This is a genomic window from Acidiplasma sp. MBA-1 (assembly GCF_000949015.1).
Lineage (GTDB): Archaea > Thermoplasmatota > Thermoplasmata > Thermoplasmatales > Thermoplasmataceae > Acidiplasma > Acidiplasma aeolicum.
In genome coordinates, this window is the sequence record NZ_JYHS01000006.1 from 1 (window position 1) to 17,881 (window position 17,881).

Sequence of the window (17,881 nt, forward strand, 5' to 3'; positions counted from 1 at the left end):
TTCCGTGTTCCTCTGTATAACGAGCTCTCCATTATCATTTAATACCGTAGCATATACGGAATGTTTATGTACATCCAAACCTATTACTATATCAATCACCTCCGTGATTCTGTGAGATTTAGAATCGAAGACTCGACAAACTCCTATTCACCTTATTAAATAAGGTAAGAAATCGAGTCGAAGGGCGGCTATTCTATCCAGCGGCCTCGAAGGCCAAGTTTAAAGAAAACCGCCTCCGATTCTCACAGCTATATCGTCATATAGCTGAGGCTAAATAAGGTTTTTCATGATTTCTATCAAGTCTGTATAATAAATCTGTATTACTACTCATTTAAAGCACCTCGAAAAGTGACATTCGCACATAATTTGTGGCGAATAATACATTATTTTTAAAAATTTCAGATGAGTTATTGACCTCATAAATAAAATTAAACAATAAATTATATATATAGCTTATTATCAGTTTACTAAAATATAATTTTAGGAAATATTAATCTCAATTTTTTATTAAAAATGGAATTTTTTTCCTAAAAATTGGTATATACTATCTATATTCTTTTTTATAAGGCTTTTTATTTCTATGTAGATAATAGCATTATTTAGATATTTTCCATGTACTGTCTTAAAAGATAATAATATGATAGTAGTCTAGAATGCTTATTGATCTGCAACATAAAACATAATAAAGAAGAGAAGAGGACAATCAATAATTATTCCAAAAACTATCATAATCAAAAATATATTGGTAACATACATTAATAATATTAATATTACGGTGTCCAAACTTTCATAACTTGTTTGACAATTGTCAATTTATTAATTTTAAAAACATTAGTGGGATATGGCAGGAAACCATATCCCACTAATTATGCAAAGGTTGGCTCAAAATAGTTATGGAATATAGGATAAGAAAATATCCTGCATCACTGATTATAAAAATTATTGTGATATTGAAGATATATGAAGTATCATACAGGCCATCTAAATATTTCTTCAATAACCATCCTGAGTTCATGGAAATGTTGAATATTACAGATATACCCAACTTCAGGACATTATCATAAAGATCATTAAGGATAGACTGGCATTTCATAAATGCAGCAATAATAGATATGATAGAGCCTGACGATGGCAATGCTGCGGTGGATTCATCCATTGTTAAAACATGCAGGGATACAACAGCACAGAGGAGAGGGAAGAATAAGAAATACAAGGATAATGAAAGTTCATGGGGATACAGCACAATGGGCTATAGGTATGGAAGGAAGGTGCATGCAGCTATTGATATAGATTCATTATCTGTGATAGAATGGAAGATAACCACTGCATCTGTATATGACAAGAATATTGCATTTGAAATGGTAGATTCTGTAGGGAACTGTAATTATATTTTAATGGATGCAGCATAAGACTCATCTGATATATATGATTATATCTTCGAGAATACATATTCTTTGCCAATAATTGATACCAATAGAAGAAGAGAGATTGTTGAAAATAAATTAACATACAACAGAAAGCTTGGAATAGAATTAAGGAAAATGTAATCATCAAGGTATAAATTGAGATGGGAAACAGAAATTATGACATGGCTATTGTTGAAATAATAGTTGCATATAACTGCATAGTAATGGCCGATAAAATTGCCGGCATTTCAGGGAGGAAAATTATATATATCGTAATTTGACGTATGTTTGGATAACCTAATTAATATGATAAAGATTCAGAAAACATCATTTAAAATAATTTAATAACTAAGCATGATAAATAAGAACAATAAAAGAATCAAAAAATTATTTTTCATAAACTAATCTGCCTTTTATATATGTTCTTAATGGTTTTATATTAGAAATATTATTTAATTTAAAAATGTTTTCATTTAAAACAATGAAATCTGCATCATAATTTATATCAATTTTTCCTACAGAGTTTTCTTTATTAAGAACATAGGCAGATCCGTTGGTATATGCATTTATTGCCTCATATATATTTATTTTTTGATTTGGATATTTACTATTTATTGCAAAATTTATACCATAAAATGGATTCATTGGCATAGAATCTGATCCAAATGCCAAATGCTTTTTAGCATCCAAAATAGATCTAAAAGAATTATTTTTATATAGCCATTCCTTACCCAATTCATGCTCATATAATCCAGATGGTGATGCCCATTGCAAATAATTTGGTTGCGCCGAAATTATTGTGTTATCATTTATCATATCTATAAGCGGGTCTTCAATCAATTCAAAATGCTCTATTGAATTTCTTATATACTGTGGGCTTTTAAGAAGGGCAAATAAAGTTTCTTTTATGGCGATTTCTCCTATTGCATGGACAACAACGGGAATATTTATATCCCAATACTTCTTAGAAAGGTTGTATAACTGATTTGAGGTCATTTTTAAATTTTTATAATCTTCATGTGCAGCTGTTTTTGCACCAATGGAACCATCCATAAATATTTTTATTCCGGCATCTCTATTATTTTTACCAAAGCCTTCAAAATAGAAATTATCATATAGAGCTTTATATATATTTAATGGGGTTTTTATCTTTTTATATGCATTATATGTTTTTAAATCAACTATGTCCCTCAAAGAGGTTATACCTAAAGACAATGCTTTTTTAATTGAAATGTTTAATGCATTTATAATTTCCTCTTCTGATGGGAGTGTTAAATAATCTATTTTTCTTAATAATTCTTCGTTTATAATACCATCTTTTGAATCTATATTTAATAATTTCAATGCTGCAGTATTTAATGATGCCATATGCAAATCTTTCCTAAAAAGTATGACAGGCAAATTTGTTACATCGAGATCGTTTTTTTTAATATATTCGTGGTTTTTCCATAATGATTCATCCCATCCATAGCCTATAATAATTTTTTCTTTGGTATATAATGATCTCTTATATACTATCTCAATTACTTTATTTATATCAGTTACGTTTTCCAGATTAAGTCTTATTTCTTGCAATCCAGATATAAGCATATGTGTATGTGCATCAAAAAATCCAGGAATGACATATTTACCATCTAAATCATATAAATCTTTATAGGATTCATTTTGTTTAGGGTGCAATGATGTTATTTTCCCATCTTTAATTCCAATAGAATCTATAAAACCATCTTCTGTTAATATATTACCATTAATTATTTTCAAATCATATTGCATTTTAATATAATCTTAAATACCCATAAAAATATTTTTAAATTATATATCTCTTGTCTATAAATTCCCAATAAATATTAAATAAAATATTAAAATCATTATGCGTGAAAAAATACTGGAGAATTATTGCAGTTATCCTTATAATATCAGGAATTATCATGGTTGGCACTGGGTATCATGGACTTACCCAGATTCCTGTAAAAAATACCGAACATTATATCAATTCTGGTGAGTATGAATCAGATGATTTTAACTTTTCCTCAAATTATGAGCTTATGATAATTACAAACAGCAGCACATACGGGCTTGTAAAGGAATCCATGGCAAAGTATATTTCACCAGGGAATATAAGTAAATATGCAGTAAAACCTGTTTCTTCCAGTGATGGTACATTAATTTATAAAAATCTAACCGGGAATTATGTTTTTTTAGCCTTTAACAGCCAAAAACCACTGATGGATTATGAATTTGCAAAAATAACAGAATTCAATGATGTCAGGTATTCGGGCTATCTTGCTGCCTTAGGGGCCCTATTCACTGGGTCAGGGGTTATTCTGCTCTTCATTTATATAGTTTATCCAAAACTCAAAAATAATAACAAAAAAATTTAAACCTATGTGTTATATTGTTTTTATGATCGTCTCCCCCCTGGATTACAGATATGGCAGAGATAAAATGAAAGGCGTTTTTTCAGAGGAAAACAGGTTAAGAATAATGCTCAGTGTTGAGGCCGCACTTGCACAGGCAGAATCGTATTATAAAATCATACCTGAAAATGCGTATAATGATATACAGAGAGTTGTTAATTCTAATCAGGTTAAACTTGAACGGGTAAAAGAAATTGAGAAACATATAAAGCACGACGTTATGGCCATTGTTGATGCTTTAACAGAAAAATGCAATGAGGGAAAAAATTATGTCCATTTTGGGGTCACATCCAATGATATTAATGATTCTGCAACTGCAGTACAGATCCATGATGCCATAAACATCATTACATCAGACCTTATTGAATTTATGAATATTCTTATAAAATTGATAAATGAAAATATGGATACGATAATGGTTGGTAGAACACATGGCCAGCATGCCAGCCCCATTACATTTGGCCTTAAGCTTTCTGTATACCTTTCAGAGATTACAAGGCACCTTGAGCGTTTAAGCGGTGCACGTCAGAGGATAATTGTTGGAAAAATTTCTGGCCCAGTTGGAACCGGTGCCGCTTTAGGTGATAGGGCAAGGGACATTCAGAATAAAACATGTGAGATACTCAGGATAAGGCCGGAGACTGCATCAACACAGATAGTGTGCAGGGATAGATACATAGAGTATCTCTCAATTTTAAACAATATATCAGTATCTCTTGAAAAGTTTGCCACTGAGGTAAGGAATTTACAGAGGCCTGAAATTAATGAGGTCTCAGAGTATTTTAATTCCAGCGAGCAGGTTGGTTCAAGCTCAATGCCCAGCAAAAGGAATCCCGTAAATGCCGAGAATATAGTGAGCCTGTGCAGACTTATAAGGTCATATATAATCCCTGAGTATGAGGCTGGGATACAGTGGCATGAAAGGGATTTAACAAACAGCGCCCTTGAAAGATTTACAATACCATACACATCCATACTGACGGATGATGTGCTTGCAAAGTCAATTGATTTATTTAAGAACATTTATATAAATAAGGATGAAATGTTAAAAAAGGTAATTAATGATCAATTCATTATGTCTGAAAGTGTAACAGTAACCCTCGCCAGAAATGGTATGCCCCGGCAGGAGGCCCATGAATTTGTAAGGGAGGCATCAATGAAGGCTTATATGGAAAAGATTTCATTTAAAGAATCCCTAATAAAAAATGGAATAGAAAAATTTATAGATAAAAGCATGCTTGATGATGCTCTTGACCCATTTAAATTCACAGGCATGTCCAGAGAAATATGTATGGGTGCCATAGAAGAGGCGAAGAATATGATTAAATACGCAACAGGTGATTTGTATGATTAATAATTTCGATAACAAAAAACTGGAAGACAAAAAAATGTATAAGCTGATACTTGAAGAAATTAATGGGGATGAAAAATCAATAACAGGGATACAGAAGTCTCTGGAACAAAAGGGAATAAACATGCACAGGCTTGTCCTTACGGGATATCTTGATGCCATGGTTGAGCTGGGAATATTAAAGGAGAAGGAAATTAAACCTGCCAGAATTTTTTCATTCCTTGATGATAGCCAGGATATTTATTCGATAGTAGGTGATGTTGCCAGATCAATGGATTCCGAAAAATCTGGACTCTATTCATTGTATTTATTGAATTATCTCTTTGAACGCCCAATATTTATGAGGGAAATTGAAAAATGCAATGTTTCACAAATTAACAAGAATGATTACAACACTGTAAACCCACCGTTAAGATCTGACTATATAAGAAAACTCGAGATGACAGGCGTAAAAATTCCACAGAGCAATTTAATGATAGAGCCAGTAAATAAGGATATTTACACAATATCAAGGCTCCTCAGGGAAATTGTTTATTCTCAGTTTGATTTAAAAAAATATAACGTGGCAAATAATAATCAGAGAACTCTGGATTGAAAAGTTTATATTTCTAAATTAACTTATAAAAAGGACAGTTATGACAATATACATGTATGTTTTAGCATATAAATTAAATGGCCAGTTCTGGTCATTGGACCCGGAGGGTAAAAAATCAGTAAACAAAAAACTTATAGATTTTATAAATGGCTTTAAAAAGAATTTAATCAGCATAAAATATTATAAATCGGTAAGGCATGATAATGATATTTTGTTCTGGTCAACAGCCTATGAACCAATAAACCTTGAAAAACTTAAGGAGGGGATTAATTCTGCACTTGGCACCTATGGCGATTCAACATACAGCATGCTTTCATTATATGAGGATTCACCATATATTAAGGAGGGAAAAAACCTAGAGGATACATTAAAAACAGACCCAAAGAAGTATTTTGTGGCATACCCAATGAGCAAGGATCGTGAATGGTATTTAATAAACTATGAGGAACGCAGGAAAATACTCGCAGGACATATAGGTACTGCCAGGGGAGATAAGGAAAGTTCAGGAATTTTGTCATATACAACGTACTCATTTGGCCTTGGAGATCAGGAATTTGTGGTTTTATATGAGGTTGAGGATCTTGCAGCCTGGTCGCATGTAACGGAAAAGCTTAGAGAGGTTCTTGCCAGAAAGTGGATAACAAACGAAACCCCAATATTTGTTGGGATTTATAATAATGATGATTTGGTTGATTAATATGTCATTAAAGGATTACCTACGTGGAAAGGATTATTTTATTGATCCACCTGAGCTGGAGCCCCTTAAGCCAGAAGATGTTATGAAAAGGCTTAATGAATATAAAATTATTGATGTAAGAACCGGCATTGAATTTCGCAGGGGCCATATAAAAAATGCGGTGCATTACAAATTAGGCCGTGAGGATGATATCATTAAGGATTTTGGCAGGGATGCAAAGATTATCCTTGTATGCAAGACCGGACATAGAAGCAGGGCGGCAGCAAACAGGCTTGCAAGGATGGGTTATAAAAAACTTTACCACCTTGATGGTGGCATGAATACATGGAGAAAGGAAAAATTACCTGAGGAAAAAGGAAAATAAGCCTATGCAAGCCCAAGCTGTTCCATTTCATTCTTCTGCTTGGACTTCAGCTTTAGGTTGTATCTTGTTATGTATCCCGCAAGCTCATTAAACGTTTTTTTCGTTACGCTGTTCTCAACAAAGTTCTTTAAAACCTCCTTATTGTGCTTAAAGTCCTCGTTAAATACATCCTTATTTTTCTCTATGAGCTCCTCTGCTATCCTTTTTATATTTGATGGTCTTATACTTCCCACGGTTATCACAACCTGATTTTATAAAAATATATAAAGTATTTCAAATTATGGCGGCACCACAGTAACCGGTATATTTGAATGCGCAATAATACCTGAGCTTACAGAACCCAGTATTAATTTGCTTATCCCGTGAAGCTTCCTTGTGCCTGTAATGATTAGATCAACATTGTCCTTCTCTGCCTCCTCTATGATTAATTTTGATATTTCCTCGCCGTTGGAGTTTAATTTAATCAATTCATATTTTACGCCCGCTTTATCAAGTTCCTTTGATGCATGTGATAGAATTTCATCGGCTGTTTTATCCTGACCCTCATACACAGATTCAGGTATATATGAGTCAAAACTGGCACTGATTCCAACTATTGTGGGTATTACATAAACTATTTTATATTCATTTATTGCACACTTCATACTCAATGCATATTTTAGTGCCTCCTTTGCACCCTGCGAATCATCATAAGATACTAAAACCTTCATATGGGTTTATTTTTTAAGTATATATTAATTTATTTATTTTTATGTTAGTATACCATATAAAAATAAATTAAAAATTATTTATATGCCTTAAATAGTTTTAACAGACATTTTTTTCCACTGTAAAATTTCTAAAATAGGTATTTATATTATAAAATAATACCATAAGCAAATTACCATACTTTGAGGTGACATATTGAAGAGAAGTTCAAGAGATTGGAAAAAAAGGGGGCATATGCGCTGGAAATGGAGAAAGAAAAAGATAAGAAGATTGAAGAGGGCAAGACGGGCAAGCAAACAGTAATTTTACCCTTTTATTTTTTAAAATAAAAAATTTTAAAATTGAAAACTTTTAAAATGTAAATAGATATTATTGAACAATTTTTAAGGCATTCAGTGCACTTAGAGGATTTTCCTGGGATACAAGGTCGGATATTAAAATACGCTTCTGCTGCATGGAATCTCTGAATCTTACTGTTACGGTATTATCATCCAGCGTCTGAAAATCAATGGTAATACAGTATGGTGTTCCTATTTCATCCTGCCTTGCATACCGTTTTCCTATGGATCCAACATCATCGTATATTATATATTTATCCTTTAGGAATAGATTTGAAAACAATTCTTTGGCCTTTTCCTGAAGTTTCTGCTTTTTAAGCAGCGGGAAAACTGCCATATGAAATGGCGCAACATATTCATTAAGTGCAAGAACGTTATACCCATTGTCCCTTTTATAAAATGACTGTGACATAACTGATAATATTATTCTATCAATTCCGTATGAAGGTTCTATCACATATGGTATTACTTCTTTCTCACCAATTTTTACCGTCATTGACTCACTGGAATTATTACCGTGATTTGTAAGGTCAAAATTAGTCCTGTTGGCGATTCCAACTATTTCAAACCATTCATCGTCTATTAAAGCCTCTGCATCCCAGCTATCCGCAGCATAGTGTGCGCGTTCATCAGGCATATGCTGCCTGAACCTCAGCATTTCATTTTTTATTCCAATTTTATTTAAAAGCCGCTGTGTTTTCAAAACAAAGTATGCCATGGCCTGATTTGGTATTATGCCAGATTCATAGGCCTCCTTTACGGTCTTTTTATATACATCACCGGTATTTGGCAGCAATTTTACAGGCAAATAATCATAAAGTTCACCAAATTCAAGGCTATCAGGATCAAAAAATGATTCTATTTCACACTGGTTAAATTCCTTTAATCTTATCAGGCTCTGCCTTGGTGATATTTCATTTCTGAATCCCTTGCCTGCCTGACCGACAATCATTGGAAGCCTGTTTTTATTATAATTGTAAAGAAGCTTAAAATTTACAAAGATTCCCTGGGCAGTTTCAGGCCTTAGATACATGTCGTTGGCCCTGAACATTAAATTAAAATCGTAAACTTTCTTAATTATATTTCCGCATACAGGGCATTTAAGGTTGTTTTTTGCCGATATTTCGTTTGCCTCATCCAGATTTTTTGGCACAGCATTTATCCCATTGTATTTAAGAACTGTTTCCAGCTTGAATTTGGTCTTGCATTTATCACATTCACAGGCAAGGTCAGAAAATCGGTCTATATGGCCTGATGCCTTAAAAACAGGTTCCGGTGTTAAATTTGGCGTGTCTATAAATATTGCGCCATCCTCAAGATAATCCTCACGCCAGAGTTTTATTATATTTTCCTTGAGAAGAACACCCAGAGGGCCGTAATCATAGAAGCCTGAAAAACCACCGTATATGGAAAATGATGGCCAGAAAAAACCCCTTCTCTTGGATAATTCAATTATATCATTATACATATTAATCATTGAATACCTTTAATAATTCAACATCGTATAGCATTCCATAAATATCACCGTGGCCTGAAAGAACCGGGACCTGGTTATAGTTCCCCTGAGACATAAGCTTAACAGTTTCCCCTATTGTTGAGCTAAGATAAACCACTACAGGATTCTTTACCATTACATCCCTTACAGGCATATTTGGAACCCTTATGTTTGATTTCTCAATAATATATGTAAATACATTTCTTATGCCCTCCCATGACCATGGGTCCTCATCATCGGCAATGCCTGCCTCTGATAACACCTCTGTTGATGATAATTTAACCTTGTCAAATATATCCCTGTCAGTAATAAGGCCAACAAATTTTGCCTCTGCATTTAAAACTGGAAATGAGAATATCTGTGATAATTTCATGGCTATAAGTGCAACGCTCAATGGTGATTCCTCCCATATTGGAAATGCATTGTATGTCATTACCTCCTTAACCTTTCTCTCGCCAAACTTTTCCTGTATTATATTTAAAAAATTTTGTGGTGTTAGTATGCCTGTGACCTCATCATTGTCATTGGTAACAACAAGATGCCTTTTACCCTGTATTGTGATTTCCTTTGCCGCCTCTTCAACATAATCATCCTCTTTTACCGTATTTGCCTTCCTCATTACGAGTGCGGTCTGGGTTTCATTTGGGTTATAAAATATATCACGCCTTGTTATAACACCTGCATATTTTCCATCCCTGCCAACAAGTGGTATACCTGTAACATTATTCTTTATTAATACCCTTATTACATCAGATACTGAACTTGGAACGTTATATGTTATTGGATTTCTTGTCATTATTTCCTTTACCCTGTAATTCATAGCGGTATATATTATTATATTAAATAATTTTTATGATTTTAAATAATATATTACATTTAAAATTTTCAATAAAATTAATATACAGATATAATGATTTAAGATAGGATTTTATGGAAATAAACATGGAGGATAATATATCAAAATGGGAAAAGGATGTTATAGATACATCAAAAAATAATAAATTATTATATTTTGATAGCAAATTTTTTTTGAGAATTAAATCCCCAAGCCTCCCTTTTATTTTTGATGACATAGTAAACAAGGATAAAAAGATGTCATTTCACACACATGAGGATGTGGATTCAAGAAAAAAGGATGAAATCATTGTTTCAGGTGGTGAAAAATTAATTAATTCGCTTAAAAATATCTATTATAGGGCCCAGAGTGCATTAAACGAGCACGGTACCATAGCCCTTTATCTATCATTTGGCATCCTGAAATGGCAGGATTCAGATGGTTCTGATGTTGAGACACAGCTATTTTTTGTTCCTGTGGAAATGACAAGAAAAATATACGATGAGTATTATATAGAATCTGTTCAGGGAGATATATTCTTTAATCCAGTACTAAGGGAAAAGCTGGATCAGTTTAATATTAAATTTGACTTTAATTTCGATGAGAATTTAAATATTATGGATGCAATTAAATCCTTTAAGTCAGCAATAAAAGAAACAAAATGGGAGGTAAAAAACAGTGTTTATTTGGGCATTATATCATTTACTAATAACATAATTTATAACGATTTAAAGGCAAACCATGCCCTTATAATGAAAAATGACCTCACAAGGGCACTTGCTGGGGATTTTGATACAGTTAAAAAATTAAATGCTATGATGCCGGATAATATTGATTATTCCGGGATAATAACTGCCATGGATGCAGATTCAAGCCAGCTAAAGGCCGTATACGCCGCAAGGCATGGCGCAAGTTTTATACTTAATGGCCCGCCGGGTACTGGAAAGAGCCAGACAATAGCAAATATAATTATTGATTCAATAAGCAACGGAAAAAGTGTACTTTTTGTCAGCGAAAAAAAGGCCGCAATAGATGTTGTCAGAAGGCGCCTGGAGGAGAATGGATTTGGCGATTTTCTTCTTGACCTCCATGGAAATATATCCAAGTCAGATGTAATCAAATCATTTTATAAAAGCATTGATTCTGAAAAGAACATACGAAATGAACCAATGCCGGGAGATAGATATACAGGAGTTCTAAATGGATATGTTAATTCACTGCATCAGATAAGGGAAAATTCAGGTATATCAGTATATGACGCTGCCTGCAGAATAATAAAAAGTAAAACAAATGTGCATATTGATATTGATGATAAGGTTTTGAAATATAAATATGACGACATTGAGAACATAAGGTTTCAGTTATCAGAGCTTGCGGATTATTATGATATAATTCGCGATTATTTTAAGGTTCCAGAGGGTTTCAACTTAAACTATTTTAAAAAAAATAAGAATGAATTTTATAAATCAATTGAGGACATTATGGCATCCATTGAATACATAAATAATCACAGAGACCAAATAGAAAAAGATTTTAAAATAAAATTAACAAATATATATAATTATAAGATTTTATTTTTACTTGCCTGTGGCATTAATTATGGCATTAATATAACCCCAGAGGATTTAAACATTGATTATACCAAATTAAACATCAGGCTTAATGAATATTTTTCTAAAAAATACGATTACGATAAAAAATTAGGGGAATTAAAAAAAATTCATGGTGATGGAATTTTGAATACAGACCTGGAAAGGCTGTACAGTTTATTAAAAAATGAATATAAATCTCCATTTAAAAGAATGTCATCATCGTATAAGGAAATTTATGCAAAAATAAGAAATATCTATAATTTTACTGAGAAAAAGGGCTATGGTGAAATTCTGGAATATATTGGCACTGCAAGGGCAATAAAGCTTGAGGGAAATAACATTAAAAAAATCGAATTAGAAATAGGCGACATTAACCATGATAATATAAAGAAGATTGCGTATATATCTAATATTTTAAATAACATTAAGGATAAAAAAATAATAGATGATATCCCTGAAACTTTTAAAATGAAGGATCATGATTTAAACTGTGATATAATCAGGAATTATATATTATTATATAGGGGTATAAGAAACTACAAATTATATTTTGATGATTCAATCAAAATTAATGAATATGATTTAACAAAAATTTACGAAAACATGGGTACCCTGTATAAATTTGACCTTGAAAGATACATAAAATTAGTTGATTTAATGGACAATTTGAACTCGCAGGGCATTAAAATTAATGGCATTCTTGGCACCGAAATACATGACCGTGACATTCTTAACGCATTTAATCACGAGTATTATACTAAGTTCCTAAATTATTATGTAAGAAATGATGAGAACCTTAGAAATTTTAGCTCCAATTCATTCGAACGCCTTATCAAAATGTTCAGGGAATTCGATATAAAGAGAATGGATATATATAAAAAGGGTCTGATTTATTCCCTTTATAAGCGAAAAATTGCGGCAATGGAAAAATATCCAGAGGAGGTTATGGTAATAAAAACAGAGAACGCGAAGAAAAAATTCCAGAAGCCTGTTAAAAAGATATTCGAAGAAATAAGGGATATATTATTCAGCATTAAGCCATGCTTTATGGCAAGCCCCATAAATGTTAGTTCATACATTGGGGTTAATATAAATTTTGATGTGGTTATATTTGATGAGGCCTCACAGGTAACCCCTTCCGAGGCCGTGGGTTCATTATTCAGATCAGGCCAGGCAATAATATCCGGGGATACACAGCAGCTTCCACCAACGTCATTTTTCGAAAATGTCAACCAATCCAAATATAACGAAAACTACGTTGTCCTTGACAATATAATGGATCAGTTTGATGCCATTGGTTTGTCAAAATTGTCACTAAAATGGCATTACAGAAGTGTTGATGACCGTTTAATAGCATTTTCCAACAAATATTTTTATGATAATTCACTTGAAACATTTCCATCTGCATACAAATCATCAGAAAATTCAGGAATAGTTTTTGACTATGTGGATGGTACATATGGCAGGGGAAAATCAAGAACAAATATTTCAGAGGCAAATGAGGTTGTGAATATAATTAAAAAAGAATATAATTATAACGAGTCAATAGGAATCGTTACATTAAGCGATGCCCAGAGGAGTGCCATAGAGGATGCTGTAACTGAATACTCAAGAAATGATAATGTGCTTGCGGATATGATAAATAATGGAAATCTGTTTATTAAGAATCTTGAGAATGTGCAGGGAGATGAGCGTGATATAATCATTTTCAGCATAGGTTATGGAAGGGATGAAAATGGAAAATTAACCATGAATTTTGGACCTTTAAATTCTGCCGGTGGTGAAAAAAGGCTTAATGTTGCAATTACCAGGGCAAGAAAAAAAATAATAATAGTATCGTCAATTAAACCAGAAGACATAAAAGTACCGGAAAATGCTGCCGGCAGCGGCCCGGAACTGCTAAGAAGGTACATACATTTTGCGGTAACAGGTGATGGTAATACGGTTAATAAATTCTCAAGCTCTGATGAAATAACGGACGATATCTATGAGGCACTTATAAATTCTGGATTAAGAGTGGACAAAAATGTTGGCTTTTCAAAAAACAATATACCGCTTGGCATAATTGACCCGGCAGATAGAAATCATTACATACTTGGTATAGAAACTGATGGCGACGTTTATTACAGAATGAAAACACCATCTGAAAGGGAAAGAATTAGAAATAATGTGCTTTCAGATCGTGGCTGGAATATTTACAGGGTATGGTCCCTTGATTACATAAAAAACCGGGATGCTGTAATTAGAAATATAATAAATACAGTGAAGAGGTTAAGCCAGATAAATGATGAAAGCGCTGGGAGGGAGATTTGAACTCCCGAGCTATTTCAGCACAGGTTTTCCAGACCTGCGCCCTACCAGGCTAGGCTATCCCAGCAATGTATACATAAATACTTTTTTTTATAATATTCTTTCGAATAATGGTATTGTAAGACTCTTCTCAACACCATCCATGGTTCTTAATTTTTCAAGCACAAATGTTGAAAGATCCTTCATTGTTTTCTGTGCTGTTAATATTATTATGTCCCAATCACCGGTAATAATTGATGCTGAAATGACGCTGTCAAGCTTTGCAAGGTTGGCACATAATGTTCTCTGATCTGTTTTTGACTTTGAATCATACTGTATTAATATGTAGGCAAGAACAGAATACCCGAGCTTCTCATAATCAAGGTCTACAGTGTACTTCCTTATAAAACCCTCCTTCTTAAGGCGCTCCATCCTCTCAAATATTGTTGCCCTGGGCATCTGCAATGCATTTGATATATCTGAAATTTTATCCCTGCCATGTTCCTTTAAATACTCTATAATTTTAGTATCCTTTTTATCAATACTATCCAACATTATACCAAAATGGCAATTCATTATTTAAATTATTTGTTTTAATAACAGAATTTACACTAAAAGCTTTATAAATTGTAATAATATAAAGTTAATATGGAAATAGCATATAAAAGCAATGATTATGTTAAAAAGGAAGTTGAGCTTGCCATGAAGCACCTTGCAGATAAGAAGGTACAGCATGCCATAAAGGTGCAGAGTTTTATCCGGTCCTATGTGACGGATTTTTTAAGATCAAAGGGCTATATAGAAATATCACCAATTATAATATCACCGCTTACTGACCCACTAAACCATCCTGTATATGATCCAAAGATAAGTGCCTATGGAGGCGATATGTGGATAACAAAAAGCATGATATTCCATAAACAGATAGCAGTTCAGGAATTAAAAAAGATCTTTATAATGTCACCAAACATAAGATTAGAAAAGGAGGAAAAGGCTGAAACAGGCAGGCATCTGTATGAGTTCACACAGATAGATATTGAGGCACTGGAGAAGACAAGGGAGGATATGATGGATCTTGCCGAGGATTTAATAATATATACAATCAAAAGGATAAAGGAGGAGCACCCAGAGGAACTTGAATATTTTGGGCGTGATCTTCCAGATTATCAGAAACCATTCCCAAAAATAACATATGCTGAGGCAGAGGAAAAATATGGAAAGGATTTTGAAAGGATCATTTCAAAGGAATCAAAAACGCCCATATGGCTGATAGATATACCATTAAAGGAAAGGGAATTCTATGATCGTGAGTACCCTGACAAACCCGGAATACTAAGGGATATGGATTTAATATGGCCCGAGGGTTATCAGGAGGCATCATCTGGAGGAGAAAGAGAATATGAGCTTGACAGAATAATAGAAAGAATACATAAAAAGGGGCAGACTGAGGAACAGTTTAAATGGTTCATTGAGCTTGCAAAACACGGAATTAAAATGTCCACGGGATTTGGTATAGGCATAGAAAGATTCACAAGATTTGTGTGTGGATTAGAAAGAATAGAGGACACATCACCATTCCCAAAGATTCCTGGAAAGGTATCATTATAAAATTTTATTTTTTTAAAAAATTTAAATAGCAATTTTTAGATTACCCACCATATGACAACCACAAGTGTGGTTATACCCGCACTTAACGAGAAAAAAAACCTTGAAAGATTAATTCCTGAGCTTAAAAAAAGGAATCTGGATTCTATTTATATAATAGACGATGGCTCTGATGATGGAACTCCAGAAATAAAAAGGAGGTATCCGGATGTGCATTTATTATTCAGGAGTGGCAGGCTTGGCCTTATTAGTGCAGAGCTTGATGGCATGAGGCTTTCTGATTCTGATTATGTTGTTGTCATGGATGCTGATTTATCACACAGGCCTGAGGATATCAATGGCATGATAGATCAGGCAATAAAAACATCGTCTGATCTTGTTATAGGTTCAAGATATACTGAAAATGGTGTCACAGATGATGAATTTATCAGGCAGATTATTAGCAGGTCAGCAAACCTCCTTTTTCATGTTGCGTTTAACATAGATATAAAGGACTGCACATCAGGTTTTAGGGTGTACAGCAGAAGGGCGTGTGAATTTTTGGCCCATCAAATAGATATAGAAAATGGGTATGTAGGCCAGGTGGACATAGTCAACAGGCTTGTAAATAATAACTTCAAAATAACCGAGTATCCTGTAAAATTTGTAAAAAGAACTGAGGGAAAATCAAAATTGAAAATGAGGGAAATCGTAAACTTTTTCCTCTTTGTGATATATAACAGAAAAATAATGAATTATATTTATGGCACAATAATTCTTATAATATTTTTGACGGTTCTATCATATCTTGTTGTCCTACTCTCATTTCGCATCTAATTTATCAATGCCAAGGCTTGAGGCTATTATTATTGGATCCCATACCGGCCCATATTCAGGCTCATATCCGAGGTCTGCATAGAACATGTCAGAGACCGAAATTCCTGATGTTATTGCTGCTGCCAGGGTGTTGAGCCTCCATGCCCCATTATCTTTATCTATTATCTGCGCCCCAATAATTTTTTCCGTATTTTTATTTATTATTATCTTTATATAAACATCGCTGCCATTTAAATAGGCTGATCTGCTCTTTCCATGTACCAATATTTTTTCAGCATTTATATTATATTTGGCTGCAGTTCTTTCATTAATGCCGGTATATCCAACCTGCCAGCCAAAGACATTTATTATGGTTGTGCCCAGAGCACCGGGGAATTTACGTGTATCCCTATTTATATTTATCCCTATTGTTCTGCCCATTTTATTTGCAATCTGTGCCAGCGGGAAATGCTGTCTCTCACCGGTTATTATGTTTTTTACTGCAGCAGTGTCACCGCCAGCAAATATATCATAATCCGATGTGTGAAGATAATCATCAGTGCTTATTAGGCCATTAACGGTTTTTAATCCAGCCTCCTCTGCCAAGGAAACATCCGGAATTATGCCTGTTGAGGATATCACAATATCTGCATCATGCGTTCCATATTCTGTTTTTACAGTAAATTTATTGTTATTTTTTGTGACCTCAACAGGAACTGAATTAAATTCTATATTTTTATTATTGGCCAAAACAATTTCTTTTAATATATTTCCAATATCTTCATCCAGGTAGGGAAGTATAAACTCATGCTTTGATATAAGCCTTACATTATACCTTTCACTAAGCAGCGAAAACAGCTCTGTGCCAAGAACGCCTGCGCCTATTAATGTAACATCATGTGAGTTTTCAAGCTTCTTTTTAATATTAATTGCCTCATTCATGGATCTTAAAGAGTAGGTATCCTTAAGCACATCAGGAATTTTTGGTGATGCCCCTGTGGTAATAACAAGCTTATCATAGCTGTATGCAACTGTTCCTGAAAATACTCTTTTATTTACAGCATCTATCCTGTCTATTTTTGTATTTATAAAAACCCGTATTTTCCTTTTCTCTGTAAATTCCGTTATTGGATAATGTAAAAGTCTTGTAAAATCATCAAAATAGCCCGCAAGATAGTAGGGCATTCCGCATTCGGCATATGAAACAAAATTGGATTTTTCAAAAACTGTTACATTATAGTCCGGATTTTCCCGTTTAATTTTGGATGCTGCAGACATTCCTGCAGCCCCACCACCAATGACAATGACCTCCATTTTTATTTGATTTTAATTTTGTATAAAAATGTTATTAGAAATCGTCGCCATCGTCATCATCGTCATCTTCATCGTCGTCA

18 protein-coding genes and 1 tRNA gene are annotated in these 17,881 nt (G+C 33.4%); 11 read left to right on the forward strand and 8 right to left on the reverse strand.

Going from position 1 to position 17,881, the window contains the following annotated elements; translation table 11 throughout:
* Nucleotides 1–893 precede the first annotated feature (893 nt).
* Together TZ01_RS09655 and TZ01_RS08840 are read left to right on the forward strand one after the other, a co-directional pair.
* Complete coding sequence (locus TZ01_RS09655) at nt 894–1,064, forward strand: hypothetical protein (protein WP_156150359.1); 171 nt, start codon at nt 894–896, stop codon at nt 1,062–1,064.
* A 48-nt stretch (nt 1,065–1,112) separates the two neighbouring features.
* The gene (locus tag TZ01_RS08840) at nt 1,113–1,409 is read left to right on the forward strand and encodes a transposase (RefSeq protein ID WP_048102561.1); all 297 of its coding nucleotides are present in this window, start codon (nt 1,113–1,115) and stop codon (nt 1,407–1,409) included.
* 384 nt (nt 1,410–1,793) lie between these two features.
* Here the strand turns inward: TZ01_RS08840 and TZ01_RS08845 are convergent, their stop codons facing one another.
* A complete protein-coding gene (locus TZ01_RS08845; protein ID WP_048102562.1) occupies nt 1,794–3,179 on the reverse strand; it encodes an amidohydrolase in 1,386 nt (461 codons plus the stop codon).
* Nucleotides 3,180–3,280: 101 nt separating this feature from the next.
* Between TZ01_RS08845 and TZ01_RS08850 the strand changes: the two genes are divergently transcribed.
* Genes TZ01_RS08850 through TZ01_RS08870 form a run of 5 tightly spaced genes read left to right on the forward strand, consistent with a single transcriptional unit; the run spans nt 3,281 to nt 6,830 of the window.
* On the forward strand, nt 3,281–3,787 hold the full coding sequence (locus TZ01_RS08850; protein WP_048102563.1) for a hypothetical protein: 507 nt from the start codon (nt 3,281–3,283) through the stop codon (nt 3,785–3,787).
* Nucleotides 3,788–3,809: 22 nt separating this feature from the next.
* Entirely contained in the window at nt 3,810–5,177 is a 1,368-nt protein-coding gene (gene purB, locus TZ01_RS08855; RefSeq protein ID WP_048102564.1) for an adenylosuccinate lyase, read from the forward strand.
* On the forward strand, nt 5,170–5,769 hold the full coding sequence (locus tag TZ01_RS08860) for a hypothetical protein (protein WP_048102565.1): 600 nt from the start codon (nt 5,170–5,172) through the stop codon (nt 5,767–5,769). Before purB ends, TZ01_RS08860 begins: the two co-directional genes overlap by 8 nt.
* Nucleotides 5,770–5,821: 52 nt before the next feature.
* On the forward strand, nt 5,822–6,466 hold the full coding sequence (locus TZ01_RS08865) for a chlorite dismutase family protein (RefSeq protein ID WP_231563459.1): 645 nt from the start codon (nt 5,822–5,824) through the stop codon (nt 6,464–6,466).
* A 1-nt stretch (nt 6,467) separates the two neighbouring features.
* Nucleotides 6,468–6,830 (forward strand): rhodanese-like domain-containing protein, encoded by a 363-nt coding sequence (locus TZ01_RS08870; RefSeq protein WP_048102568.1) that lies wholly within the window; start codon nt 6,468–6,470, stop codon nt 6,828–6,830.
* Between the two features lie 2 nt (nt 6,831–6,832).
* Here TZ01_RS08870 and TZ01_RS08875 read toward each other — a convergent pair whose 3' ends face one another.
* Both TZ01_RS08875 and TZ01_RS08880 read right to left on the reverse strand, forming a co-directional pair.
* Entirely contained in the window at nt 6,833–7,063 is a 231-nt protein-coding gene (locus tag TZ01_RS08875; RefSeq protein ID WP_048102595.1) for a 30S ribosomal protein S17e, read from the reverse strand.
* A 45-nt stretch (nt 7,064–7,108) separates the two neighbouring features.
* Complete coding sequence (locus TZ01_RS08880) at nt 7,109–7,540, reverse strand: universal stress protein (protein ID WP_048102569.1); 432 nt, start codon at nt 7,538–7,540, stop codon at nt 7,109–7,111.
* A gap of 193 nt (nt 7,541–7,733) precedes the next feature.
* Between TZ01_RS08880 and TZ01_RS09470 the strand changes: the two genes are divergently transcribed.
* Nucleotides 7,734–7,841, forward strand: a complete 108-nt coding sequence (locus TZ01_RS09470) for a 50S ribosomal protein L41e (protein ID WP_082180503.1) — start codon at nt 7,734–7,736, stop codon at nt 7,839–7,841.
* A 66-nt stretch (nt 7,842–7,907) separates the two neighbouring features.
* Here the strand turns inward: TZ01_RS09470 and glyS are convergent, their stop codons facing one another.
* Both glyS and TZ01_RS08890 read right to left on the reverse strand, forming a co-directional pair.
* On the reverse strand, nt 7,908–9,353 hold the full coding sequence (glyS, locus tag TZ01_RS08885) for a glycine--tRNA ligase (RefSeq protein WP_231563460.1): 1,446 nt from the start codon (nt 9,351–9,353) through the stop codon (nt 7,908–7,910).
* Nucleotides 9,346–10,191 (reverse strand): CBS domain-containing protein, encoded by an 846-nt coding sequence (locus TZ01_RS08890; RefSeq protein WP_048102572.1) that lies wholly within the window; start codon nt 10,189–10,191, stop codon nt 9,346–9,348. The genes glyS and TZ01_RS08890 overlap by 8 nt, the downstream gene beginning before the upstream one ends.
* 110 nt (nt 10,192–10,301) lie before the next feature.
* On the opposite strand from TZ01_RS08890, the gene TZ01_RS09475 reads away from it, so the two are divergent.
* Nucleotides 10,302–14,111 carry an AAA domain-containing protein gene (locus TZ01_RS09475; protein WP_082180504.1) on the forward strand — a complete coding sequence of 1,270 codons (3,810 nt, stop codon included), beginning with the start codon at nt 10,302–10,304 and terminating at the stop codon, nt 14,109–14,111.
* Here the strand turns inward: TZ01_RS09475 and TZ01_RS08925 are convergent.
* Nucleotides 14,093–14,175 (reverse strand) — tRNA-Ser (locus TZ01_RS08925). The genes TZ01_RS09475 and TZ01_RS08925 overlap by 19 nt on opposite strands.
* Before the next feature lie 23 nt (nt 14,176–14,198).
* Complete coding sequence (locus TZ01_RS08930; protein ID WP_052656892.1) at nt 14,199–14,642, reverse strand: Lrp/AsnC family transcriptional regulator; 444 nt, start codon at nt 14,640–14,642, stop codon at nt 14,199–14,201.
* Between the two features lie 93 nt (nt 14,643–14,735).
* On the opposite strand from TZ01_RS08930, the gene TZ01_RS08935 reads away from it, so the two are divergent.
* Together TZ01_RS08935 and TZ01_RS08940 are read left to right on the forward strand one after the other, a co-directional pair.
* The gene (locus TZ01_RS08935) at nt 14,736–15,695 is read left to right on the forward strand and encodes an asparagine synthetase A (RefSeq protein WP_052656893.1); all 960 of its coding nucleotides are present in this window, start codon (nt 14,736–14,738) and stop codon (nt 15,693–15,695) included.
* A gap of 51 nt (nt 15,696–15,746) precedes the next feature.
* Nucleotides 15,747–16,508: a polyprenol monophosphomannose synthase gene (locus tag TZ01_RS08940; protein WP_048102587.1), complete on the forward strand. Its 762-nt coding sequence runs from the start codon at nt 15,747–15,749 to the stop codon at nt 16,506–16,508.
* Here the strand turns inward: TZ01_RS08940 and TZ01_RS08945 are convergent.
* Nucleotides 16,494–17,801 carry an FAD-dependent oxidoreductase gene (locus tag TZ01_RS08945; protein ID WP_048102589.1) on the reverse strand — a complete coding sequence of 436 codons (1,308 nt, stop codon included), beginning with the start codon at nt 17,799–17,801 and terminating at the stop codon, nt 16,494–16,496. The two genes, TZ01_RS08940 and TZ01_RS08945, sit on opposite strands and share 15 nt — an antisense overlap.
* Between the last annotated feature and the right edge of the window lie 80 nt (nt 17,802–17,881).